Here is a 23,654-nt window from a genome sequence, read left to right as displayed (position 1 = left end):
TACCCGCTCTTTCCCCTGCAAAATGCCCGCAAATTCACACAAGTGGTTAGAGAATAGCGTTGCGCATCAGCACCCGAACGGATGCTTATAACGGCCAGCGGGCTATTTCAATCTATCGAATAAAAATTGTACCGTGCTCTGGATATCAATAATTACGGGGCTTACGCAACCTTATCAACAGGATTGGAAAATACTTATCCAGATATCCTGTGGATATACATTACAGCGGGCTCATTTTTTGTACAAAACGCTGTATCCCGCAGCGGGCAATCGATACAGAAGAGCTTACCCAGGATATCCACAGGATAATCCACGTTAACTGTTGGCAACTCCCTCCTCAGAGCTGTACTTCCACCCGTTTGATGCCCAAGCCGCGTAGTTCGATCATCAACGCATCCAGACTGGTAAAAGTCTGCACCTGCTCAGCATCGTCCACCAGAAAGAAGCTGCGGCCCGCATCCTTGTTGAAGAACACGATCCATTCGCTGGTATTGGCCGGGTTGACCATGACCTGGGTGTGGAACACCACGCCATCGGCCAACCGCTTGATTACGTCCTCGCGCTTCATTCGACTGTCACACTCTTGGCCAGGTTACGCGGCTGGTCAACGTCGGTGCCCTTGAGTACGGCGACGTAATACGACAGCAACTGCAGCGGCACGGTGTAGAGAATCGGCGCGAGCAGGTCATGGATATGCGGCATGGCCACCACATGAGTACCCTCGCCGTTACTCATACCCGCCTGCTGGTCGGCGAAGACGATCAGCTCGCCGCCACGCGCACGGACTTCCTGCAGGTTGGACTTAAGCTTTTCCAGCAGCTCGTTGTTCGGCGCCACGGTAACCACCGGCATATCGGCGTCGACCAGGGCCAGCGGGCCGTGCTTGAGCTCACCAGCCGGATAGGCTTCGGCGTGGATGTAGGAGATTTCCTTGAGCTTGAGTGCCCCTTCCATGGCCACCGGATACTGCGCGCCACGGCCGAGGAACAGGCTGTGGTGCTTCTCGGCGAACAGTTCGGAGATTTTCTCCACGGTCTTGTCCATGGCCAGGGCTTCGCCCAGACGGGTCGGCAGGCGACGCAGCTCGTCGACCAGTTGCGCTTCCAGCGCCTTATCCAGGGTGCCGTGCACCTGGCCGAGGGACAGGGTCAGCAGCATCAGGCCGACCAGCTGGGTAGTGAAGGCCTTGGTCGAAGCCACGCCGATTTCCGGGCCGGCCTGGGTCAGCAGGCACAGGTCGGATTCGCGCACCAGCGAGCTGGTGCCGACGTTGCAGATCACCAGGCTGGCCAGGTAGCCGCCCTGCCCTGGTGCCTTCTCCTTGGCGTTGCGCAGTGCGGCCAGGGTGTCGGCGGTTTCGCCAGACTGCGAAACGCTGACGAACAGGGTGTCCGGCTGCACCACCACCTTGCGGTAGCGGAACTCGCTGGCCACTTCGACCTGACAGGGAATCCCGGCCAGTTCTTCCAGCCAGTAACGGGCGACCATGCCGGCGTGGTAGCTGGTGCCGCAGGCGACGATCTGTACGTTCTTCACCTTGGCAAACAGCTCGGCCGCCTGCGGGCCGAGGGCCTGCACCAGCACGTGGTCGCTGCCCAGTCGGCTCTCCAGGGTGCGTTGCACCACCTTGGGCTGCTCGTGGATTTCCTTGAGCATGAAGTGGCGGTACTCGCCCTTGTCGGCGGCCTCGGCACCTTCATGGTACTGCACGGCTTCGCGCTGCACCGGCTGACCGGCTGCGTCCCAGATCTGCACGCCGTCACGGCGGATTTCGGCGATATCGCCTTCTTCCAGATACATGAAGCGGTCGGTGACCTGGCGCAGGGCCAACTGGTCAGAAGCGAGGAAGTTTTCCCCAAGGCCGAGACCGATCACCAGCGGGCTGCCACTGCGCGCGGCGAGCAGGCGATCCGGCTGCTTGGCGCTGATCACGGCCAGGCCGTAAGCACCGTGCAGTTCCGGGATGGCGGCCTTGAGCGCGGCCGAGAGGTCGCCGAACTGCTGCAGCTTGTGATCGAGCAGGTGGACGATGGTTTCGGTGTCGGTGTCGGAGCTGAACACGTAGCCCATGCCCTTGAGACGCTCACGCAGCGCTTCGTGGTTCTCGATGATGCCGTTGTGCACCACGGCCAGATCCTGGCCGGAGAAGTGTGGGTGAGCATTGCGCTCGCTCGGCGCACCGTGAGTGGCCCAGCGCGTGTGGGCGATGCCCAGACGCCCGGCCAGCGGCTCGGCGTCCAGCGCGGCCTGCAGTTCGCTGACCTTGCCGACACGGCGACGGCGATCCAGTGCACCCTGCTCGGTCAGCAGCGCTACACCGGCGCTGTCGTAGCCGCGGTATTCCAGGCGCTTGAGGCCTTCGACCAGCACCGGGGTGATGTTGCGCTCAGCGATGGCGCCTACGATTCCACACATGGGGTTCTCCTTAGTTTTCCAGCGGCGCGAGGATCAGCTGGATACCGCGCGCGCGTATCTGTTCGGCGGCCTGGGTATCCAGGCGCTCATCGGTAATCAGGGTGTGGAAGCTGCTCCAGGGCAGTTCCAGATTGGGAATACGCCGGCCGATCTTGTCGCTCTCGACCATGACGATGACCTCGCGAGCCACCTCGGCCATCACTCGCGACAGACCGAGCAGCTCGTTGAAGGTGGTGGTACCACGCTCCAGGTCGATGCCATCGGCGCCGATGAACAACTGGTCGAAGTCGTAGGAACGCAGCACCTGCTCGGCCACCTGGCCCTGGAAGGATTCCGAATGCGGGTCCCAGGTGCCGCCGGTCATCAACAACACCGGCTCGTGCTCGATATCGCGCAGCGCGTTGGCCACATTGAGCGAGTTGGTCATGACCACCAGGCCTGGTTTGTAACCAAGCTGCGGAATCATCGCCGCCGTGGTGGTGCCACTGTCGATGATGATCCGTGCATGCTCGCGGATACGCGCCACGCCAGCGCGCGCAATCGCCTGCTTGTGTGGGGAAATGAACTGCGTCGGCTCGCTGATCAATTCCTGCGGTACCGGCACCGCACCGCCATAGCGACGCAACAACAGACCGTTTGTTTCCAGGGCGGCGAGGTCTTTGCGAATGGTCACTTCGCTGGTGGCGAAGTGCTGAGCCAGGGCATCCACCGACACCTCGCCCTGCTCGGCGAGCAAGGCAAGGATGGTGTGACGACGCTGCGGCGTGTTGCGCTTCGACATGCTTAAGTTTCGATTCGAAAGATAATGGCGCGAATCAAAACATATGATCGAAAAGCCCGCAAGCGTCTACCGATCAGTTCAGCGTCAGCTTGACCCCGAAGCCGACCAGACACAGCCCCGCCAGTTTCTCCAAACCCCTTGCGATACGCGGGTTGGCGCGCATGCGCTCGGCGAGAAAGTGGGTCAGCAGCACGATCAGCAGGCCGTAGAGAAAGGTCAGCGCCATGATGGTCACGGCCATGAAACCGAAAGTAATCAGGCCCTGATGGCGCAGCGGATCGATGAACAGCGGGAAGAAGGCCATGTAGAAGATGATGGCCTTGGGGTTGAAGACGGTGATCACCAGGGTTTGCCACAGGTACTGGCGCGGCTTGATGTCCAGCATCGGCGCCGCACCGGGCTTGGCCAGGATCATGCGCAGGCCGAGGTAGACCAGGTAGGCGGCACCAAGCCACTGCACCACATGGAAGGCTGCCGGGTAAGCCTTGAGCAGCGCGGCGACCCCGGCGACTGCCAACCACAGCAGCACCTGGTCGCCGAAGATGATGCCAAAGGTCGATGCCAGCCCGCCTCGGATGCCGCCCTTGCCGGTGGACAGGATCAACGCCAGGTTACCCGGCCCGGGAATGGCCAGCAGGATGATGAAGGCCACCACGAAGGCGGCGTAATCCGTCACACCGAACATACAGAACTGCCTCCGGCAGGTTATCCACAGGCCTGGTCGGCCAGATCGGGTTCACTTCTTGGTCGGACGCTTCCAGCCTTCGATATTGCGCTGTTTGGCGCGACCGACGGCCAGGGTATCGGCCGGCACATCGCTGGTAACCACCGAACCGGCGCCAGTCGTCGCGCGGTCGCCCAGCGTGACCGGCGCCACCAGAGCGCTGTTGGAGCCGATGAATACGTCCTCGCCCATAACGGTGCGGAATTTATTGGCACCGTCGTAATTGCAGGTGATGGTGCCGGCACCGATGTTGGTTCGCGCGCCGATCTCGGCATCGCCCAGGTAGCTCAGGTGGCCTGCTTTGGCGCCTTCGCCCAGCACCGCATTCTTCAGTTCGACGAAGTTACCCACATGGGCCTTGGCGCCCAGTTTGGTGCCTGGACGCAAGCGAGCGAACGGGCCGCAATCGGCGCCCTCGCCCATCTCGGCGCCGTCCAGGTGGCTGTTAGCCTTGACGATGGCACCCTTGCGCAGCACCGAGTCCTTGATCACGCAGTTCGGGCCGATCTGCACATCGTCTTCGATGACCACTTTGCCTTCGAGGATGACGTTGATATCGATGGTCACGTCGCGGCCAACGCTGACGTCACCACGCACGTCGAAGCGATGCGGGTCGCGCAGGGTGACGCCCTGGGCCATCAGACGACGGGCCATGCGCTGCTGGTAATGGCATTCAAGCTGCGACAACTGGATACGGTCGTTGGCGCCGAGCACTTCCATCTCGTCGGCAGCGCGCTCGGTGGCCACGGTCAGGCCATCGGCAACAGCCATGGCGATCACGTCGGTCAGGTAGTACTCACCCTGGGCGTTGCTGTTGGACAGGCGCCCCAGCCAGTCAGCCAGGCGCTTGCCTGGGACGGCGAGAATGCCGGTGTTGCCTTCGCGGATCTGCCGTTGTGCTTCGCTGGCATCCTTGTGCTCGACGATCGCCTGCGCCACGCCAGCGGCGTCGCGCACGATGCGGCCATAGCCAGTGGGGTCAGCCAGCTCGACGGTGAGCAGACCAAGCTGATCGTCGCTGACCAGAGCCATCAGCCGCTGCAGGGTAGCCGTTTCGATCAGCGGCACGTCGCCGTAGAGGATCAGCACGGTATCAGCGCTGAGTTGCGGCAGGGCCTGGGCCACGGCGTGACCGGTACCGAGTTGTTCGGCCTGGATGACGAAATTCAGGTCGTCGGCGGCCAGGCGCTCGCGCACCTTGTCAGCGCCATGACCGATCACCACCTGGATGCTCTGCGGCTGCAGGCTGCGCGCGGTGTCGATGACATGCCCCAGCATGGGTTTGTCGGCGACCGGGTGCAGCACCTTGGGCAGCGCCGAACGCATGCGCGTGCCCTGACCGGCGGCAAGAATGACGATATCCAGACTCATAGAAAGCTCCTTGCTGGGCAGGATTTGACCGCGGCCAGAGGGAGCCGCATGAAAGAACGCTAGTTTGCCAGAAACGCAAAGGGGCGACCTAAGTCGCCCCTTTGCGTGATACCGCGATACGCGATCAGCGGCTGCGGCCGCCGAACTTCCTGCGCATCTCTTCGATGGTGCGCAGCTGGGCAGCAGCCTCGGCCAGGCGTGCCGAAGCACTGCCGTAGTCGAACTCGGTGCCCTTTTCGCTCAGCGCCTTCTCGGCAGCCTTGCGTGCCTCGATGGCAGCGGCTTCATCCAGGTCGCCAGCGCGAACAGCGGTGTCGGCAAGAACCTTCACCATGCTCGGCTGAACTTCCAGGAAGCCACCGGAGATGTAGAACACCTCCTCGGTGCCACCCTGCTTGATCACTCGCACCGGACCCGGCTTGAGATCGGTCAGCAGCGGGGTGTGGCCCGGCAGGATACCCAGGTCACCCAGGTGACCGTGGGCGATGACCATTTCCACCAGCCCCGAGAACAGCTCTTCTTCCGCACTGACGATATCGCAGTGGACTGACATAGCCATAACAATGCCTCGGTTGAGAGGCCGGATTGGGCTACTGCCCGCTCCGGCCCGGACGCCCCCTAGAGGGCGCACCCGTTACTTACAGTTTCTTGGCTTTCTCGATGGCTTCGTCGATGCCGCCTACCATGTAGAACGCTTGTTCCGGCAGGTGGTCGTAGTCGCCTTTGAGAATGCCGCTGAAGCCGGCAATGGTGTCCTTCAGGGACACGTACTTGCCCGGGGCACCGGTGAAGACTTCAGCCACGAAGAACGGCTGGGACAGAAAGCGCTGGATCTTACGAGCGCGCGATACCAGCTGTTTGTCGTCTTCGGACAGCTCGTCCATACCCAGGATCGCAATGATGTCCTTCAGCTCTTTGTAGCGCTGCAGAACATACTGAACGCCACGAGCGGTCTCGTAGTGTTCCTGGCCGATCACGTTCGGGTCCAGCTGACGGCTGGTGGAGTCCAGCGGGTCAACGGCCGGGTAGATACCCAGGGAAGCGATGTCACGGGACAGAACGACGGTGGCGTCCAAGTGGGCGAAGGTGGTCGCCGGGCTCGGGTCAGTCAGGTCGTCCGCAGGTACGTATACAGCCTGGATCGAGGTGATCGAGCCTTTCTTGGTGGAGGTAATACGCTCCTGCAGAACGCCCATCTCCTCGGCCAGAGTCGGCTGGTAACCTACTGCCGACGGCATACGGCCGAGCAGTGCGGATACTTCGGTACCGGCGAGGGTGTAACGGTAGATGTTGTCGACGAACAGCAGAACGTCACGACCTTCGTCACGGAACTTCTCGGCCATGGTCAGGCCGGTCAGTGCTACGCGCAGACGGTTGCCTGGTGGCTCGTTCATCTGACCGTAAACCAGGGCTACCTTGTCGAGAACGTTGGAGTCCTTCATCTCGTGGTAGAAGTCGTTACCCTCACGAGTACGCTCACCCACACCGGCGAACACGGAATAACCGCTGTGCTCGATGGCGATGTTACGGATCAGTTCCATCATGTTCACGGTCTTGCCGACACCGGCACCACCGAACAGACCGACTTTACCGCCCTTGGCGAACGGGCAGACCAGGTCGATAACCTTGATGCCGGTTTCCAGCAGCTCGTTGGAGCCAGCTTGTTCGGCATAGCTCGGCGCAGGGCGGTGGATTTCCCACTGCTCTTCTTCACCGATCGGGCCAGCTTCGTCGATCGGGTTGCCCAGCACGTCCATGATCCGGCCCAGGGTCGCTTTACCGACCGGTACGGAGATGGCCTTGCCAGTGCTGTTGACGTCCAGGCCACGCTTGAGGCCTTCGGTCGAACCCATCGCAATGGTACGTACCACACCGTCGCCCAGCTGCTGCTGAACTTCCAGGGTGGTTTCGGCGCCAACTACTTTCAGCGCTTCATAAACACTCGGCACCTTGTCACGCGGAAATTCCACGTCGATGACGGCGCCGATGATTTGAACGATACGTCCGCTACTCATCTTTGGTTCCTCTGAATATTTGAACCGTTCTTAAACCGCGGCAGCGCCGCCGACGATTTCCGAAATTTCCTGGGTGATCGCTGCCTGACGTGCCTTGTTGTAAACCAGCTGCAGGTCTTTGATGAGATCACCGGCGTTGTCGGTTGCGTTCTTCATCGCGATCATCCGCGCAGCCTGTTCGCACGCGCTGTTCTCGACCACGGACTGATAGACCTGCGACTCGACGTAGCGTACCAGCAGCGCATCCAGCAATTGCTGGGCGTCCGGCTCGTACACGTAGTCCCACAGACCTTTCTGCACGCCTTGCGCATCGCTCGCGGCCAGCGGCAGCAGCTGCTGCACTTCCGGCTTCTGCGTCATGGTGTTGACGAACTTGTTCGACACCAGATACAGACGGTCGATACGGCCCTCGGCGTAGGCATCCAGCACAACCTTGACGCTACCGATCAGGTCGTTGATGGACGGCTCTTCACCCAGCTTGCTGATGGCGGCAACCACGTTGCCCCCGTTGCTGCGGAAGAAGCTCGCGCCCTTGCTGCCCACCACGCAGAAATCAGCCTCGACCTTCTGGTCGCGCCATTCCTTCAGGCTTCTGAGCAGCGCCTTGAACAGGTTGATGTTCAAGCCACCACACAGACCACGGTCCGAGGTCACCACGATATAACCGACGCGCTTTACATCACGCTCCACCATGAACGAGTGGCGGTATTCCGGGTTCGCCTTGGCCAGGTGACCAATCACCTGACGAATACGCTCAGCATAGGGACGACCGGCAGCCATGCGCTGTTGAGCCTTGCGCATTTTGCTGACCGCCACTTTTTCCATGGCGCTGGTGATCTTTTGCGTGCTTTTGATGCTCGCAATCTTGCTGCGAATCTCTTTTGCGCCTGCCATTTCACACCTTTTGGTTCAAGCAGGCGGGGGCCAAAGCCCCCGCTGCGGTTACCAGGTTTGGGTGGCCTTGAACTTCTCGATACCGGCTTTCAGGCCAGCGTCGATTTCGTCGTTGAAGTCACCCTTCTCGTTGATCTTCGCCATCAGGTCGGCGTGATCACGCTTGAAGAAGGCGATCAGGGCCTGCTCGAAGCTGATGATCTTGGCGACTTCGACGTCCTGCAGGAAGCCACGCTCGGCTGCGTACAGGGACACCGACATTTCGGCAATGGACATCGGCGCATACTGCTTCTGCTTCATCAGCTCGGTTACGCGCTGACCATGCTCGAGCTGCTTGCGGGTGGCTTCGTCCAGGTCAGATGCGAACTGGGCGAATGCCGCCAGTTCACGGTACTGAGCCAGAGCGGTACGGATACCACCGGAGAGCTTCTTGATGATCTTGGTCTGAGCCGCGCCACCGACACGGGATACCGAGATACCGGCGTTGACGGCCGGACGGATACCCGAGTTGAACATGGCCGATTCCAGGAAGATCTGACCGTCGGTGATCGAAATCACGTTGGTCGGAACGAACGCAGAAACGTCACCCGCCTGGGTTTCGATGATCGGCAGAGCGGTCAGGGAACCGGTCTTGCCAGTCACGGCGCCATTGGTGAACTTCTCGACGTACTCTTCGGAAACGCGCGAAGCACGCTCCAGCAGACGGCTGTGGAGATAGAACACGTCGCCTGGGTAGGCTTCACGGCCTGGCGGACGGCGCAGCAGCAGGGAGATCTGACGGTAGGCAACGGCCTGCTTGGACAGGTCGTCGTACACGATCAGGGCATCTTCACCGCGGTCGCGGAAGTATTCACCCATGGTGCAACCGGAGTACGGCGCGAGGAACTGCAGGGCAGCCGATTCGGAAGCCGAAGCTGCAACCACGATGGTGTTGGCCAGAGCGCCAGCTTCTTCCAGCTTGCGTACCACGTTGGCGATGGTCGATTGCTTCTGACCAATGGCGACGTAGACGCAACGGATGCCGCTGTCTTTCTGGTTGATGATGGCGTCGACGGCCAGAGCAGTCTTACCGATCTGACGGTCACCGATGATCAGCTCACGCTGGCCACGGCCTACCGGGATCATGGCATCGACCGACTTGTAACCGGTCTGCACCGGCTGGTCGACCGACTTACGCCAGATCACGCCCGGCGCAACCTTTTCAACGGCGTCAGTAGCGGCGGCGTTGATCGGGCCTTTGCCATCGATCGGGTTGCCCAGTGCGTCAACGACGCGACCCAGCAGCTCCGGACCAACCGGAACTTCCAGGATGCGACCGGTGCACTTGGCGCTCATGCCTTCGGCGAGGGTCAGGTAACCACCCAGTACTACGGCACCTACGGAGTCTTGCTCCAGGTTCAGGGCCATGCCGTACACGCCACCAGGGAATTCGATCATCTCACCGTACATGACGTCGGCGAGGCCGTAGATGCGCACGATACCGTCGGAGACGCTGACGATGGTGCCTTCATTACGGGCTTGAGCGGATACATCAAGCGACTCAATGCGCTGCTTGATGATTTCGCTAATTTCGGAAGGATTCAATTGCTGCATGCCAGTTCCCTCAAATCAGGATTTCAACGCTTCGGCCAGCTTGTTCAGCTTGCCGCGGACCGAACCGTCGATGACCAGGTCACCTGCACGAATGACAACGCCGCCGATCAGGGCGGGATTGACCACGGGCGTGGGCTGGACGGTGCGATCGAGCCGCTTGGAAAGGGCGGCAGCCAGAGTTTGCAATTGCTCAGCACTGAGCTCGAACGCCGACTCGACTTCGACATCGAGGGCGCGTTCGGCTTCAGCCTTCAGCACAGCGAATTGTTCGAGTACTACCGGCAGCAGCGACAGTCGGTCGTTGCTACCCAGCGAGTGCAGGAAGTTGCTGAACGAAGCGTCGATGTGACCGGCACAGAGCTGCGCCAGCACATTGACTTTCTGCTCATCGGTCAACGCCGGGTTGACCAACTGCTGAGCCATGGCCGGCGCTTGAACCGCAGCAGCGGACAGCGACAGCATGTTCAGCCAGGCATCGGCCTGCTGTGCAGCACTGGCAAACTCAAACGCAGCTTTCGCGTAGGGCCGAGCGAGCGTGTTGGTATTGATCATCGCGAGCCTCGCTTAGAGTTGAGAGGCCAGTTTTGCGACCAGATCGTTGTGCGCAGCGCCGTCCACGGAGGACTGCAGGATCTGCTCAGCGCCGGTGACAGCCAGAGCTGCTACCTGTGCACGCAGTTGATCCTTGGCACGGTTCACTTCCAGATCGATTTCGGCTTTGGCGCCAAGAATCAGCTTTTCACCTTCAGAGCGGGCCTGGGCCTTGGCTTCTTCGACGATTGCGTTGGCGGTCTTGTTCGCCCGGTCGAGAATCTCGGCAGCTTGCTCTTTGGTTTCACGAAGCATCTGGGCAGCGCGTTCCTGGGCCAACTGCAGATCGCGCTCAGCGCGCCCGGCAGCATCCAGACCTTCTGCGATTTTCTTCTGGCGTTCCTGCATGGCCAGCGTCAGCGGCGGCCATACGAACTTCATGCAGAACCAGACGAAAATAGCGAAGGCAATCGTTTGACCGAACAGGGTCAGGTTAATGTTCACAGCGATTTACCTCGTGCTATCTCGTGTTCAGGGAAGAAAAGCCTGAAGAGGCAGCACTCATCATGCTGCCTCGACTCAGGAACTCTTAACCCGCGACAACGAAGATCAGGTACATCGCGATACCAACACCGATCATCGGAACGGCGTCGAGCAGACCGGCCATCAGGAAGGTCTTGGTTTGCAGCTGCGGGCCCAGCTCAGGCTGGCGAGCGGTGGATTCCAGCAGCTTGCCGCCCAGCAGGGCGAAGCCGATACCGGTACCCAGGGCACCCAGACCGATCATGATGGCAGCGGCGATGTAGACGAGTTCCATAGTTAGCTCCAGAGTTTTTAGAGGTTAAGGTTACGAGTTAGGGGTTTTCGGGTTTTTCGATGTCGATCAGTGGTGATCTTCGTGCGCAGCACTCAGATAAACCACGGTCAGCACCATGAAAATGAACGCCTGCAGCGGAATGACCAGGATGTGGAAGATAGCCCATGGCACGTTGAGACCCCACTGAACGTAGAAGGGCAGCAGCGCGATCAGGATAAACACCACTTCACCGGCATACATGTTGCCGAACAGACGTAGGGCCAGGCTCAGCGGCTTGGTCAGCAGGCCGATGATTTCCAGGAACAGGTTGAAAGGAATCAGCGCCCAGTGATTGAACGGGGTGAACGACAGTTCCTTGGTAAAGCCACCGATGCCCTTGACCTTGATGCTGTAGAAGATGATCAGCAGGAACACGCCCAGGGAGATACCGAAGGTACCGTTAGGGTCGGCGGTGGGGACGATCTTGAAGTACGGCAGGCCCATGGCATGCGCCAGGCCAGGAATGTAGTCGACCGGGATCCACTTCAGGCTGTTCATCAGGAACACCCAGACGAAGATGGTCAGGGCCAGCGGCGCAACCAGTGGGTTCTTGCCGTGGAAGGTGTCCTTGACGATGCCCTGGACGAACTCGATGCACATCTCGGCCACGTTCTGCAGGCCGGTCGGTACGCCGGTAACGGCGCGCTTGGCGGCAATGCGGAACAGGGTGATGAAAATCAGGCCCATGAACAGGGACCAGCCCAGAGTGTCCACATGGACAGCCCAGAAGCCCATCGCTTTCACCTCTTCCGGGGTCTGGGCAATGATCCAGCCCTTATCCGGGTGAGAGCCGTAGACCAGGTTCTGCAGGTGATGCTGGATATATTCTGCTGGGGTATCAGCCATAAACGCCTCAAACGGTCCAATGCTTCAGAAAACTTTCATGAGTAGGGGAGCACAAGCTGCAGCCAGAAGGCCTAGCAGATAACCGATGAACAACTGCATCGATGCAAGTGGTTCAACCCCTACGAACGCCAGTGCAAACAGCACTGCCGTGATAATCCATTTACCCATGGCCCCGGCCCAGATCGACTGGACGATGGCTCGGGCCGAACGCGCGCCAAAATAACGAAAGGCCTTGAATGCAAAATACGCGTTAGCCAGCAGGGCAATCAGCCCGCCCAGCAGTGCCGAATAGGCCGCAACCCATCCACCACTGACGGCAAAAATCACTGCAATTACAGCCGTCACGATGGCCTGAAGAATCAGGATCGGAAAACCTGGCTGACGATGAAACGGGACCTTACTGGGGATGCCCATCGACCTCTCCCTGCAAGGTGCCGAAACTCGGCCCATAGCCGACAAAATTGCGCGGGGAGTATATGGGCCAGCCTGCGCCCGATCAACCGTGCTGTAGTAGGAGCGAAGTAGGACTACAGACTGAATTGTTTCAACGAATGTGCGCCAGTACACCCTGCAATTCGTCGAGGGAGCTGTAGCGGATCACCAGCTGTCCTTTGCCCTTGCTACCGTGCTTGATCTGCACTGGCGAGCCCAGACGCTCTGCGAGCTTCTGTTCCAGGCGACTGATGTCCGGGTCGGCCTTGGCTTTGGCCGGGGCCGGTTTGGCACTCAACCATTGGCGCACCAGGGCCTCGGTCTGACGAACGGTCAGGCCACGTGCGACAACATGTCGCGCGGCTTCAACCTGCTGTTCGAGGGGTAAACCGAGCAGTGCACGGGCATGACCCATTTCCAGATCGCCGTGGGAAAGCAGGGTCTTGATCTCGTCCGGCAGGGCGATCAGGCGCAGCAGGTTGGTGATGGTCACGCGCGACTTGCCGACGGCATCGGCGACCTGCTGCTGGGTCAGCTCGAATTCCTGCTGCAGGCGCTGCAGGGCCACGGCTTCCTCGATCGGGTTGAGGTCTTCGCGCTGAATGTTCTCGATCAGCGCCATGGCGATGGCGGCTTCATCCGGCAACTCACGGACCATGGCCGGGATCCTGTCCTGGCCAGCCAACTGGCTAGCACGCCAGCGCCGTTCACCGGCGACGATCTCGAAACGTCCACCACCGATGGGGCGCAGAACGATGGGCTGCATCACGCCTTGGGCGCGGATGGAGGCGGCGAGTTCTTCCAGCGCGGTCTGGTCCATGTCACGACGCGGCTGGTACTTGCCGCGCTGGATCAGCTCCAGCGGCACGTATTGCAGCTCACGCGTGTCGACCTGGGCGGCCTCTTCCTGCAATGCATTGACGGTGTTGCCGCCGAGCAGTGCGTCCAGACCTCGACCCAGACCTCGTTTCTTCGCAGCCATGCGGATGTTCCTTAAGCGGTAGCGGTTTTCGCGGCGGCGCGCTGACGGCGCACCAGCTCGCCAGCCAAGGCCAGGTAGGCGATGGCTCCACGGGATTGTTTGTCGTAGACCAGCGCCGGCATACCGAAGCTCGGCGCCTCGGCCAGGCGCACGTTGCGCGGGATCACGGCGTCGTACAGCTTGTCGCCAAAGTGTTGCTTGAGCTGGGCGGTGACGTCATTGGTCAGGCTGATGCGCGGGTCGTACATGGTGCGCAGCAGACCTTCGATCTGCAGCTTGGGATTGAGCAATTGGGCGATGCGCTGGATGCTGTTGACCAGGTCGCTCAGCCCCTCAAGCGCGTAATACTCGCACTGCATGGGGATGATCACGCCGTCGGCGGCGACCAGGGCGTTGATGGTCAGCATGTTCAGCGATGGCGGGCAGTCGATGAGGATGTAGTCGTAATTCTCGCGGATCGGCGCCAAGGCATAACGCAGGCGGCTTTCCTTCATCTTCATTTCCAGCAGGGCAACTTCCGCGGCGGTCAGGTCGCGGTTGGCCGGCAGTAGCTGGTAGCCGCCGTGCTCGGAGAACTGCATGGCCTGGCTCAGGTCGCATTCGCCGATCAGCACGTCGTAGATCGAATGCTCGAGGCCGTGCTTGTCGACGCCACTGCCCATGGTCGCGTTGCCCTGGGGGTCGAGGTCGATCAACAGCACGCGGCGCTTGGTCGCCACCAGAGAAGCAGCCAGGTTGATGCACGTTGTGGTTTTGCCCACGCCGCCTTTCTGATTGGCGATCGCGAATACCTTGGCCATCTTCTTTCCCCTTAGACCGAGCGACGCAGTATCAACAGATGGCGCTGGCCTTGGCAACCGGGAACCCGCAACACATGCGTGGCACTGAGACGGAAGTCGGTCGGCAGGGCCTGCAATTCGTCATCCGGGTGTACGCCCTTCATCGCCAGCCACTGGGTGTCGACGCTGCCGAGGTGGCGCGTCCAGTTACTGAAGTCTTCCAGGCTGCTGAAAGCGCGCGAGCTGATGCCATCGAACGGCTGCTCAGGCCGATAAGCTTCGACCCGGCTGTGGACAACCTCGAGGTTGGCGAGTTTCAGCTCCAGCTTCACCTGGACCAGAAACCGGGTCTTCTTACCGTTGGAGTCGAGCAGGGTGAAGCGGCGCTCGGGGAACATGATCGCCAGCGGAACACCGGGCATGCCGCCTCCGCTGCCGACGTCGAGCCAGTTATCTCCAAGTTCGGCCACGAACGGGACTACCGACAGGCTGTCGAGCAGATGGCGCGAGACCATCTCGTCGGGATCGCGCACCGCGGTGAGGTTGTAGGCCTTGTTCCATTTGATCAGCAGGCCCAGGTAGGCGAGCAGTTGTTCCTGCTGCAACGCGCTGAGCTCGATGCCCAGTTCGCGGGCGCCCTGGATCAATTCTTCGGCATGACGCTGAGTGACCGACATCAGGCGCTCTGCTCCAGCTTCTGTCCGGCGCTGCGCTTCTTCAGGTGAATCAGCAGCAGGGAAATCGCCGCCGGCGTAACGCCGGGGATACGACCTGCCTGGCCGAGCGTGGCCGGACGCGTGTTGCCGAGCTTGAACTGGATCTCCTTGGACAGCCCGGAAATGGTGCTGTAGTCCAGATCTTCCGGCAGCTTGGTGTCTTCACTGGCGCGCAGCTTGGCGATCTCGTCCTGCTGACGGTCGATGTAACCGGCGTACTTGGTCTTGATCTCGACCTGCTCAGCCACCTGGTTATCCACAACCGGCGCGTCGGTCAGTTCGACCAGGGTGGCGTAGTCGATTTCCGGGCGAGCCAGCAGGTTGAGCAGGTTGTATTCGTGGGCCAGCAGCGTACCGAAGCGCGCGGCAATCGCATCACCCTGCGGCGTGCCCGGGCGCACCCAAGTGCTTTTCAGGCGCTGCTCTTCCTGCACGATACCTTCACGCTTGGCCTCGAAGGCTGCCCAGCGCTCGTCATCGATCAGGCCCAGCTCGCGGCCCTTCTCGGTCAGACGCAGGTCGGCATTGTCCTCACGCAGGATCAGCCGGTACTCGGCACGCGAGGTGAACATGCGGTACGGCTCCTGGGTGCCCAGGGTGATCAGGTCGTCGACCAGTACGCCGATGTAAGCCTCATCCCGACGTGGGCACCAGGCCTCTTTGCCTTGCGCACGCAGTGCGGCGTTGCAGCCCGCCAGCAGGCCCTGCGCACCGGCCTCTTCGTAGCCGGTGGTGCCGTTGATCTGCCCGGCGAAGAAAAGCCCGCCGATGACCTTGGTTTCCAGGCTGTACTTCAGGTCGCGCGGATCGAAGTAGTCGTATTCGATGGCGTAGCCGGGGCGCACGATGTGGGCGTTTTCCATGCCACGGATGCTGCGCACGATCTCCAACTGCACGTCGAACGGTAGCGAGGTGGAGATGCCGTTGGGATACAGCTCGTGGGTGGTCAGGCCTTCCGGCTCGATGAACACCTGGTGGCTGTCCTTGTCGGCGAAGCGGTGGATCTTGTCCTCGATCGACGGGCAGTAGCGCGGGCCAACACCTTCGATTACACCGGAGTACATCGGCGAACGGTCGAGGTTGGCGGCAATGATCTCGTGGGTACGGGCGTTGGTATGGGTGATCCAGCAACTGATCTGCTTGGGCTGGTGCTCACGCTTACCAAGGAAAGACATCAGCGGCGTGGGTGTATCGCCCGGCTGTTCAGTCATGACCGAAAAATCCACCGAACGACCATCGATGCGCGGGGGTGTACCGGTTTTCAGGCGGCCGACGCGCAGCGGCAGCTCGCGCAGACGGTGGGCTAGGGCGATGGAGGGCGGATCTCCAGCACGGCCACCGGAGTAGTTCTGCAGGCCTATGTGGATAAGTCCACCGAGGAATGTGCCTGTGGTCAACACCACGGAGTCCGCATGAAACCTGAGCCCCATCTGGGTGACAACGCCTTTTACCTCGGCGTTTTCCACAATCAGATCATCGGCTGCCTGTTGAAAAATCCACAGGTTGGCCTGGTTTTCCAGAATCTCGCGCACCGCTGCCTTGTACAGCACGCGGTCTGCCTGCGCGCGTGTGGCACGAACGGCTGGGCCTTTGCGGCTGTTGAGAATACGGAACTGGATGCCGCCCTTGTCGGTAGCGGTGGCCATGGCCCCGCCGAGGGCATCGATTTCCTTGACCAGGTGACTCTTGCCGATCCCGCCGATAGCCGGGTTGCAGCTCATCTGGCCGAGGGTCTCGACATTGTGGGTGAGCAGCAGGGTCTTCACGCCCATGCGTGCTGCAGCCAAGGCTGCTTCGGTACCGGCATGACCGCCGCCGATCACGATCACGTCAAAACGGGAAGGGAAATCCACCACGCACCTCGTGCCTGTTGAGAAAGGGGTCTGAAAGAAAGGCGGCAAGTATAGGGACTTAAGCCTGCTGAATGAAGCCTTCTGCACAAAAAATAGCCAACTGGTTGGCCATGGTCGCTCGCACGATTTCCATTACCCGATCACCCTTGCCCTGTGAAAAACGCGCTGAGGCTTATAAAGAATAGAAAGAGAGAATTCTTATAAAGCTTGTTCTTTATGTTTATGTATAGAGCAAGGCTTTTCTGTGGATAACCTTCTACAGGCCAGGATATCCGTGATGTACAGAGAATGATAAGCCTGTGTCGTTCCTGCTGGATTCCACTGAGAAAGCTGCTGAACCTTTGTGGATGGAAGCGCCAGTTACCCACAGGGGTGGTTACGCCCAGCTTTGTCATAGGGTTATGGGCAGGGTTTATGGGCGGTTTTCCACAGGGTTTATTTCGTCCTGAATAACTCAAAGAATGCGGAAAATAGCGCTCGCCTGGGTCAGTGCAGCGTTGCTGTAGAAGCGGCTTCAGCCGCGATGCGGGCCTGGAACAGTTTGAGGGTTTCGCCGTATGCGAAAAGAGCTCGCCGCTAAAGCGCCTCCCACTGCCATCTGTGCAAGTTCGTAGCCCGGATGCAATCCGGGACCAAGTAGCACCGTGCCCTTGCGTGGGAACCGCTGGGAGCCATCGCGCGTGTATTCGTGGCTATAAGGTAACGCGCTGTGGATAAGCACAGGGCGCGACCGGCATCGTTGCGATGCCGGACTACAGGAACGCAGCGTGTGGACTCAGTGAGTGGATCACTTGCCGATGCAGAAGCTGGAGAAGATCCGTCCCAGCAGGTCGTCGCTACTGAAGGCACCGGTGATCTCACCGAGGGCCTGTTGCGCCATGCGCAGGTCCTCGGCCAGCAGCTCGCCGGCGCCCATCAGGGTGAGCTGGTTGCGGCCATGTTCGAGGTATTGCTCGGCCTGGTGCAGAGCTTCGAGATGGCGGCGGCGAGCGCTGAAGCCGCTTTCTGCAGTCTGTTGATAACCCATACAGGCTTTCAGGTGCTCGCGCAGCAGTTCGAGGCCTTCGGCGGATTTGGCGGACAGGCTCAGCGTGACGTGGCCATCGGCGCTGGTTTCCAGCGCTACCGCTTCGCCGGAAAGGTCGGCCTTGTTGCGGATCAGGGTGACCCGTGCCGGATCCGGGCGCTGCTCCAGAAACTCTGGCCACAGGGCGAAGGGATCGTCCGCCTCCGGTGCAGTGGAGTCCACAACCAGCAACACACGGTCAGCTTCACCTATGGCCTTGAGTGCACGCTCTACACCGATGCGCTCGACCTGATCCTCGGTATCACGCAGGCCGGCGGTGTCGACCACGTGCAGGGGCATGCCGTCGATGTGGATATGTTCGCGCAACACGTCGCGTGTGGTGCCGGCGATATCGGTGACGATGGCGGCTTCACGCCCAGCCAGGGCATTGAGCAGGCTGGACTTGCCGGCATTGGGCCGGCCGGCGATGACCACGGTCATGCCGTCACGCAGCAAAGCACCCTGGCCCGCTTCGCGCAGCACTGTGGATAAGTCGGCGCGCACGCCATCGAGCTGGTTCAGTACATGGCCATCGGCGAGAAAGTCGATCTCCTCCTCGGGGAAGTCGATGGCGGCTTCGACGTAGATGCGCAGCTGGATCAGCGATTCGGTCAGTGCATGCACACGCTTGGAGAACTCGCCCTGCAGCGAACGCAGCGCATTGCGAGCGGCCTGCTCGGAGCTGGCCTCGATCAGGTCGGCAATGGCTTCGGCCTGTGCCAGGTCGAGCTTGTCATTGAGGAAGGCGCGTTCGCTGAACTCACCAGGACGCGCCAGGCGCGCCCCCAATGCCATGCAGCGGCGCAGCAGTAGATCGAGCACCACCGGTCCGCCGTGGCCCTGAAGCTCCAGTACGTCTTCACCAGTGAAGGAGTTGGGGCCGGGAAAATAGATGGCCAGACCTTCATCCAGCGCCAGCTCGCTCTCGCCATAGAACGGACCGTGATGAGCGAAGCGCGGCTTCAACTCGCGACGGCAGATGGCCTGAGCCAGTTGACCGGCCAGTGGACCGGATACCCGCACGATGCCTACGCCACCACGACCCTGGGCGGTAGCGACGGCAGCGATGGTGTCTCGGGCATGGTTCATGGCGATTTACTCGATGTCTATGGGGCTAGTAGGAACGCTGAAGAAGAGCTGTGGATAACAGCGATTCGCGAGCAGAGCTCGCTCCTACGATAAATGCTCGGATAGCAAAACGCCCCAATCATGGGGCGTTTGCTTGATGCTTGGAAGCCTTGGCGAATCAGGCGTTGGCCGCTTTCGTTGCTGCTTCGATCCGGCGGGTAATGTACCACTGCTGGGCGATGGACAGGCAGTTGTTGACCACCCAGTACAGCACCAGACCAGCCGGGAACCACAGGAAGAAGAAGGTGAAGATGATCGGCATCAGCTTCAGCACGCGGGCCTGCATGGGGTCCGGCGGCGTTGGGTTGAGCTGCTGCTGGATGAACATGGTTGCGCCCATGATGATCGGCAGGATGAAGAACGGATCCTTGATCGACAGGTCGGTGATCCAGAACATCCACGGGGCCTGACGCATTTCGACCGATTCCAGCAGTACCCAGTACAGGGCGAGGAATACCGGCATCTGCACCAGGATCGGCAGACAGCCGCCCAGCGGGTTGATCTTCTCTTTCTTGTACAGCTCCATCATCGCCTGGGACATCTTCTGGCGATCGTCACCGTGCTGCTCTTTCAACGCCTGCAGTTTCGGCGATACGGCACGCATGCGCGCCATCGAGCGGTAGCTGGCAGCAGACAGCGGGAAGAAGATCAGCTTGATGATGATGGTCAGGACGATGATCGACCAGCCCCAGTTACCGAGTACGCCGTGGATCACTTCCAGCAGCCAGAAGATCGGCTGGGCGAGGAACCACAGGAAGCCGTAGTCGACGGTCAGCTCCAGGCCTGGCGACAGGGTGCCGAGGTGTTCCTGCAGCTTGGGACCAGCGTAGAGGATCGCACCAGTCTCGCCTTGGGCGCCGGCAGCAACCTGCACGGACGGGCCGGTGAAGCCGACGATGTAGTTACCCTGGCTGTCCTTGCGGGTCTGAATCAGGTTGGTGCTGTCCTTGTTCGGTACCCAGGCGGTGACGAAGTAATGCTGCAGCCAGGCAACCCAGCCACCCTGTACGGTTTCCTTGAAGAACTGCTTGTCGATGTCCTTCATCGACACCTTTTTGTACGGCTCGTCGGTGGTCCACAGAGCGGCGCCAAGGTAGGTCGCGGTGCCGGTAGCGGTGGTCGAGGACGGGTCGCCGCTGTTGTCGCGCTTGAGCTGGGCAAACAGGTTGCCGCTCCAGGCTTGCTCGCTCTGGTTGTCGATCAGGTAACGCACGTCGACCTGATAGGCGGACGGATCGATGCAGCCAGGCTTCTTCAGTTCCTGCTCACGCGCGGAGCATTGCGGGTTGAGACCACGCTTGAAGCTGTAGCGCTTGATGTAGTTGACGCCGTTCTCGCTGAACGTGAGGTCGACCACCAGGCTGTCCTGGCCTTCGGCCAGCTCGTAGTTCTGCTTCTCGCTGCTCCACAGGGAACGACCGCTGGATTTGTCCGGAGCGTTCTGGCCGATCAGGCCGCTCTGCGCGAGATAGGTGCGCTCGTTGCCGTTGTCGAATAGCTGGAACGGAACGTCCGGGCGGTCCTGACGGCGCGGATACTGCGGCAAACGCAGTTGCACGACATCACCACCACGCGGGTCGATGGCCAGGTCCAGGACATCGGTCTTGACGCGAATCAGCTCGTCGCTGGTAGCGGCAGTAGGCGCGACAGCAGCTGCAGTCGGTTCGGCCACGGCAGTTGGAATGTCGTCGCCGCCGGTGTTGGCGGTTACAGCAGGTGTGTCGGGCAGGGCAGGCGTCGCCGCGGTCGAGGTACTAACCTCGGCTGGCATAGCAGCCTGGCCATAGTCCTCGTTCCATTGCAGGACCATGAGGTAGGACACGACTGCCAGGGCGACGATCAGGATCGAACGTTGGATATCCATGATTATTCGGCCATCGAAGGGGAACGGGATGTTTTAACGGGTGGAACCGGATCGAAACCGCCGGCATTCCATGGGTGACAGCGACCGAGACGGCGCGCCGTCAGCCAGCCACCACGCAGGAAGCCATGTTGTTCGATGGCTTCGTAGGCATAGCAGGAGCAGCTGGGGTAGAAACGACAATGACTGGCCATCAGCGGGCTGATGGCGTAGCGATAAACCTGGATACAGGCTAGAGCCGCTTTACGCATGGGGATTGTCGCTTGTCCCGGGGGATAAGTCTGCGTCGCGACTGGGCCGGCTTCGGGCCAAGCGTTTCCAGAGTTTGCCGAACTGCTGGGCAAGTTCGCCATTCTCCAGATCACCTAGCCCTTTGCGGGCGACCACCACGATGTCCCAGCCTGTCAGGTTGACCTGATTGAGGCGAAAGGACTCGCGGATTTGACGCTTGATGCGGTTGCGCTCGACGGCGAGCTTGACGCTCTTCTTGCCGATCACCAGACCTAGGCGGGGATGATCAAGCTGGTTATCGCGCGCTAGCAACAGGACACTTTTGCCCGGAGCTTTACCGCTTGGGGAGTCGAAGACTGCCTTGAATTGCCGGGGAGTCAGCAGTCGCTTTTCCCGGCCGAAGCCTCGACTCACCACCTGTCTGGATTAATTAGACAGCAAGACGCTTGCGGCCCTTGGCGCGACGACGCGACAGGACGGCACGGCCGTTCTTGGTGGCCATGCGGGCACGGAAACCGTGGGTGCGAGCGCGCTTGATGGTGCTGGGTTGGAAAGTGCGTTTCATGGTGCGTTACCTGGGTGATCGACTAGGGTCGGTATGACCCCGGTTTTAAGAGACCGGCAATTCTAGAGAAAGCCGCGCGGTAGGTCAATTTCCAACCAACCTTATTCGCTAGATAGAAATAGAAAGAAGGAAAAGGGTTTAAAGCTCTTTTTCTATGTTTATGTTGAATGGTGCTGCCCATACCTGTGGAAAACCCGCTGGCAGCCCCTTGCCGGCTGCTCATGCGGCGATGATAAGTCTGTCCAAAAGGCGTGGTTGGTCTGTGCGTGTCCTGCATACAGCCTGAGGATAGAAAGCAGGGTTACCCACAATGCAGTTATCCGCCCGTTTGTCCCCAGGGTTTTACAGAAGGTTATAGGGTGCTTATCCACAAGGCTCATGGGCTGCTGATAAGTCTGATGAATGTAAGTAAGGCTTTGATTTTACTTGGCCATCTAATCCCTGCTGTGTGGATAACTCGGTCGTTGGCCGTTACAATGGCGGCTGTTTTTGCATCGCCGCCTGGATAGGGGATAGTCAGTGTCAGTGGAACTATGGCAGCAATGCGTCGAGCTTTTGCGCGACGAGTTGCCGGCCCAGCAATTCAACACCTGGATACGTCCTCTGCAGGTCGAAGCCGAAGGCGACGAGCTGCGTGTATATGCGCCGAATCGTTTCGTACTCGATTGGGTCAACGAGAAGTACCTGAGCCGTTTGCTCGAGCTTCTGGGTGAGCGCGCCGGCGGTCTGGTCCCTGCGCTTTCCTTATTAATAGGCAGCAAGCGTGCAGCGACTGCCCGCGTCGCGCCAACGGCCCCTTTGCCTGCTGCCGCACGTGCTGCTCAGGTTCAGGCCGCCGCAGCCGTCAGCAAGCCGGTTCCGCCGCCTGCACAGCAAGAGCCGTCGCGTGCCAGCTTCGACTCCATGGGGGGCTCCGCGCCGCAACCGCCGACTCCCGCCGTGGCGCCACGCACCGAACGTACCATACAGGTCGAAGGTGGCCTCAAGCACACCAGCTACCTCAATCGCACCTTTACCTTCGATAACTTCGTCGAGGGCAAGTCCAACCAGTTGGCGCGCGCTGCTGCCTGGCAGGTGGCGGACAACCCAAAGCATGGTTACAACCCGCTGTTCCTGTATGGCGGCGTCGGCTTGGGCAAGACTCACCTGATGCATGCTGTGGGTAATCACCTGCTGGCGAAGAACCCCAACGCCAAGGTGGTCTACCTGCACTCCGAGCGCTTCGTCGCTGACATGGTCAAGGCGTTGCAGCTCAATGCCATCAACGAATTCAAACGTTTCTACCGTTCGGTGGATGCGTTGCTGATCGATGACATCCAGTTCTTCGCCAAGAAGGAGCGCTCCCAGGAGGAGTTCTTCCACACCTTCAACGCGCTGCTTGAAGGGGGTCAGCAGGTGATTCTCACCAGCGACCGCTACCCGAAAGAAATCGAAGGCCTTGAAGAACGCCTGAAATCCCGCTTCGGCTGGGGGCTGACCGTGGCAGTCGAGCCGCCAGAACTGGAAACCCGCGTGGCGATCCTGATGAAGAAGGCCGACCAGGCCAAGGTCGATCTGCCGCACGATGCTGCGTTCTTCATCGCTCAGCGCATTCGCTCCAACGTTCGTGAACTGGAAGGCGCGTTGAAGCGGGTGATCGCCCATTCGCACTTCATGGGCCGTGATATCACCATCGAGTTGATTCGTGAGTCGCTCAAGGATCTGCTGGCCCTGCAGGACAAGCTGGTCAGCATCGACAATATTCAGCGCACCACCGCTGAGTACTACAAGATCAAGATCACCGATCTGCTATCCAAGCGCCGTTCACGTTCGATCGCCCGGCCACGTCAGGTGGCCATGGCATTGTCGAAGGAACTGACCAATCACAGCCTGCCGGAAATCGGTGTGGCCTTCGGCGGTCGTGATCACACCACGGTGTTGCACGCATGTCGTAAGATTGCTGAACTTAGGGGATCCGACGCGGACATCCGCGAGGACTATAAGAACCTGCTGCGTACCCTGACTACCTGATCAAA

The 23,654-nt window shown here is 60.3% G+C and carries 24 protein-coding genes; 1 reads left to right on the top strand and 23 read right to left on the bottom strand.

The features are described 5' to 3' along the window. Positions 1-337: 337 nt before the first annotated feature. From CDO35_RS12630 to rpmH, 23 genes are all read right to left on the bottom strand, one after another. On the bottom strand, positions 338-568 hold the full coding sequence (locus CDO35_RS12630; RefSeq protein WP_099525069.1) for a hypothetical protein: 231 nt from the start codon (positions 566-568) through the stop codon (positions 338-340). Beyond that, positions 565-2,415 carry a glutamine--fructose-6-phosphate transaminase (isomerizing) gene (glmS, locus tag CDO35_RS12625; RefSeq protein WP_099525068.1) on the bottom strand — a complete coding sequence of 617 codons (1,851 nt, stop codon included), beginning with the start codon at positions 2,413-2,415 and terminating at the stop codon, positions 565-567. Before glmS ends, CDO35_RS12630 begins: the two co-directional genes overlap by 4 nt. Positions 2,416-2,425: 10 nt before the next feature. Continuing rightward, positions 2,426-3,196: a DeoR/GlpR family DNA-binding transcription regulator gene (locus tag CDO35_RS12620; protein WP_099525067.1), complete on the bottom strand. Its 771-nt coding sequence runs from the start codon at positions 3,194-3,196 to the stop codon at positions 2,426-2,428. Positions 3,197-3,269: 73 nt separating this feature from the next. Then, the gene (locus CDO35_RS12615) at positions 3,270-3,881 is read right to left on the bottom strand and encodes a LysE family transporter (protein WP_099525066.1); all 612 of its coding nucleotides are present in this window, start codon (positions 3,879-3,881) and stop codon (positions 3,270-3,272) included. 51 nt (positions 3,882-3,932) lie between these two features. Next, on the bottom strand, positions 3,933-5,291 hold the full coding sequence (glmU, locus tag CDO35_RS12610; protein ID WP_099525065.1) for a bifunctional UDP-N-acetylglucosamine diphosphorylase/glucosamine-1-phosphate N-acetyltransferase GlmU: 1,359 nt from the start codon (positions 5,289-5,291) through the stop codon (positions 3,933-3,935). A gap of 124 nt (positions 5,292-5,415) precedes the next feature. Next, positions 5,416-5,850, bottom strand: coding sequence for a F0F1 ATP synthase subunit epsilon (locus CDO35_RS12605; RefSeq protein ID WP_099525064.1), 435 nt, complete (start codon positions 5,848-5,850; stop codon positions 5,416-5,418). 79 nt (positions 5,851-5,929) lie between these two features. Then, a complete protein-coding gene (gene atpD / locus CDO35_RS12600) occupies positions 5,930-7,306 on the bottom strand; it encodes a F0F1 ATP synthase subunit beta (RefSeq protein ID WP_099525063.1) in 1,377 nt (458 codons plus the stop codon). Positions 7,307-7,336: 30 nt separating this feature from the next. Further along, positions 7,337-8,200: a F0F1 ATP synthase subunit gamma gene (gene atpG / locus CDO35_RS12595; RefSeq protein ID WP_099525062.1), complete on the bottom strand. Its 864-nt coding sequence runs from the start codon at positions 8,198-8,200 to the stop codon at positions 7,337-7,339. 48 nt (positions 8,201-8,248) lie between these two features. Continuing rightward, positions 8,249-9,793, bottom strand: a complete 1,545-nt coding sequence (gene atpA, locus CDO35_RS12590) for a F0F1 ATP synthase subunit alpha (protein ID WP_072425163.1) — start codon at positions 9,791-9,793, stop codon at positions 8,249-8,251. Between the two features lie 15 nt (positions 9,794-9,808). Next, positions 9,809-10,345 (bottom strand): F0F1 ATP synthase subunit delta, encoded by a 537-nt coding sequence (locus CDO35_RS12585; protein ID WP_099525061.1) that lies wholly within the window; start codon positions 10,343-10,345, stop codon positions 9,809-9,811. 12 nt (positions 10,346-10,357) lie between these two features. Then, positions 10,358-10,828 (bottom strand): F0F1 ATP synthase subunit B, encoded by a 471-nt coding sequence (locus CDO35_RS12580; RefSeq protein ID WP_099525060.1) that lies wholly within the window; start codon positions 10,826-10,828, stop codon positions 10,358-10,360. Between the two features lie 85 nt (positions 10,829-10,913). Beyond that, complete coding sequence (gene atpE, locus CDO35_RS12575; RefSeq protein ID WP_003241387.1) at positions 10,914-11,141, bottom strand: F0F1 ATP synthase subunit C; 228 nt, start codon at positions 11,139-11,141, stop codon at positions 10,914-10,916. Between the two features lie 66 nt (positions 11,142-11,207). Next, positions 11,208-12,026 (bottom strand): F0F1 ATP synthase subunit A, encoded by an 819-nt coding sequence (gene atpB, locus CDO35_RS12570; RefSeq protein WP_099525059.1) that lies wholly within the window; start codon positions 12,024-12,026, stop codon positions 11,208-11,210. Between the two features lie 24 nt (positions 12,027-12,050). Further along, positions 12,051-12,440 carry a F0F1 ATP synthase subunit I gene (locus CDO35_RS12565; protein ID WP_099525058.1) on the bottom strand — a complete coding sequence of 130 codons (390 nt, stop codon included), beginning with the start codon at positions 12,438-12,440 and terminating at the stop codon, positions 12,051-12,053. A gap of 130 nt (positions 12,441-12,570) precedes the next feature. Further along, positions 12,571-13,440, bottom strand: coding sequence for a ParB/RepB/Spo0J family partition protein (locus tag CDO35_RS12560; protein ID WP_099525057.1), 870 nt, complete (start codon positions 13,438-13,440; stop codon positions 12,571-12,573). A gap of 11 nt (positions 13,441-13,451) precedes the next feature. Then, on the bottom strand, positions 13,452-14,240 hold the full coding sequence (locus CDO35_RS12555) for a ParA family protein (RefSeq protein WP_017676269.1): 789 nt from the start codon (positions 14,238-14,240) through the stop codon (positions 13,452-13,454). Positions 14,241-14,251: 11 nt separating this feature from the next. Beyond that, entirely contained in the window at positions 14,252-14,899 is a 648-nt protein-coding gene (gene rsmG / locus CDO35_RS12550; protein WP_166432406.1) for a 16S rRNA (guanine(527)-N(7))-methyltransferase RsmG, read from the bottom strand. Beyond that, positions 14,896-16,788 carry a tRNA uridine-5-carboxymethylaminomethyl(34) synthesis enzyme MnmG gene (gene mnmG / locus CDO35_RS12545; RefSeq protein WP_099525055.1) on the bottom strand — a complete coding sequence of 631 codons (1,893 nt, stop codon included), beginning with the start codon at positions 16,786-16,788 and terminating at the stop codon, positions 14,896-14,898. The genes rsmG and mnmG overlap by 4 nt, the downstream gene beginning before the upstream one ends. A 787-nt stretch (positions 16,789-17,575) precedes the next feature. Next, positions 17,576-18,943 carry a tRNA uridine-5-carboxymethylaminomethyl(34) synthesis GTPase MnmE gene (gene mnmE, locus CDO35_RS12540; protein ID WP_099525054.1) on the bottom strand — a complete coding sequence of 456 codons (1,368 nt, stop codon included), beginning with the start codon at positions 18,941-18,943 and terminating at the stop codon, positions 17,576-17,578. A gap of 157 nt (positions 18,944-19,100) precedes the next feature. After that, positions 19,101-20,846 (bottom strand): membrane protein insertase YidC, encoded by a 1,746-nt coding sequence (yidC, locus tag CDO35_RS12535; RefSeq protein WP_099525053.1) that lies wholly within the window; start codon positions 20,844-20,846, stop codon positions 19,101-19,103. A gap of 2 nt (positions 20,847-20,848) precedes the next feature. After that, a complete protein-coding gene (gene yidD / locus CDO35_RS12530; protein WP_061238809.1) occupies positions 20,849-21,094 on the bottom strand; it encodes a membrane protein insertion efficiency factor YidD in 246 nt (81 codons plus the stop codon). Beyond that, positions 21,087-21,491 carry a ribonuclease P protein component gene (gene rnpA / locus CDO35_RS12525; RefSeq protein ID WP_166432402.1) on the bottom strand — a complete coding sequence of 135 codons (405 nt, stop codon included), beginning with the start codon at positions 21,489-21,491 and terminating at the stop codon, positions 21,087-21,089. Before rnpA ends, yidD begins: the two co-directional genes overlap by 8 nt. 13 nt (positions 21,492-21,504) lie before the next feature. After that, positions 21,505-21,639, bottom strand: coding sequence for a 50S ribosomal protein L34 (gene rpmH / locus CDO35_RS12520; RefSeq protein ID WP_002551315.1), 135 nt, complete (start codon positions 21,637-21,639; stop codon positions 21,505-21,507). 519 nt (positions 21,640-22,158) lie between these two features. Here rpmH and dnaA point away from each other — a divergent pair. After that, positions 22,159-23,649 carry a chromosomal replication initiator protein DnaA gene (dnaA, locus tag CDO35_RS12515; protein ID WP_099525051.1) on the top strand — a complete coding sequence of 497 codons (1,491 nt, stop codon included), beginning with the start codon at positions 22,159-22,161 and terminating at the stop codon, positions 23,647-23,649. The last annotated feature ends 5 nt before the right edge of the window (positions 23,650-23,654 follow it).

It is taken from the genome of Pseudomonas sediminis, from assembly GCF_002741105.1.
GTDB lineage: Bacteria > Pseudomonadota > Gammaproteobacteria > Pseudomonadales > Pseudomonadaceae > Aquipseudomonas > Aquipseudomonas sediminis.
This window is presented reverse-complemented; position numbering and strand designations above follow the sequence as displayed.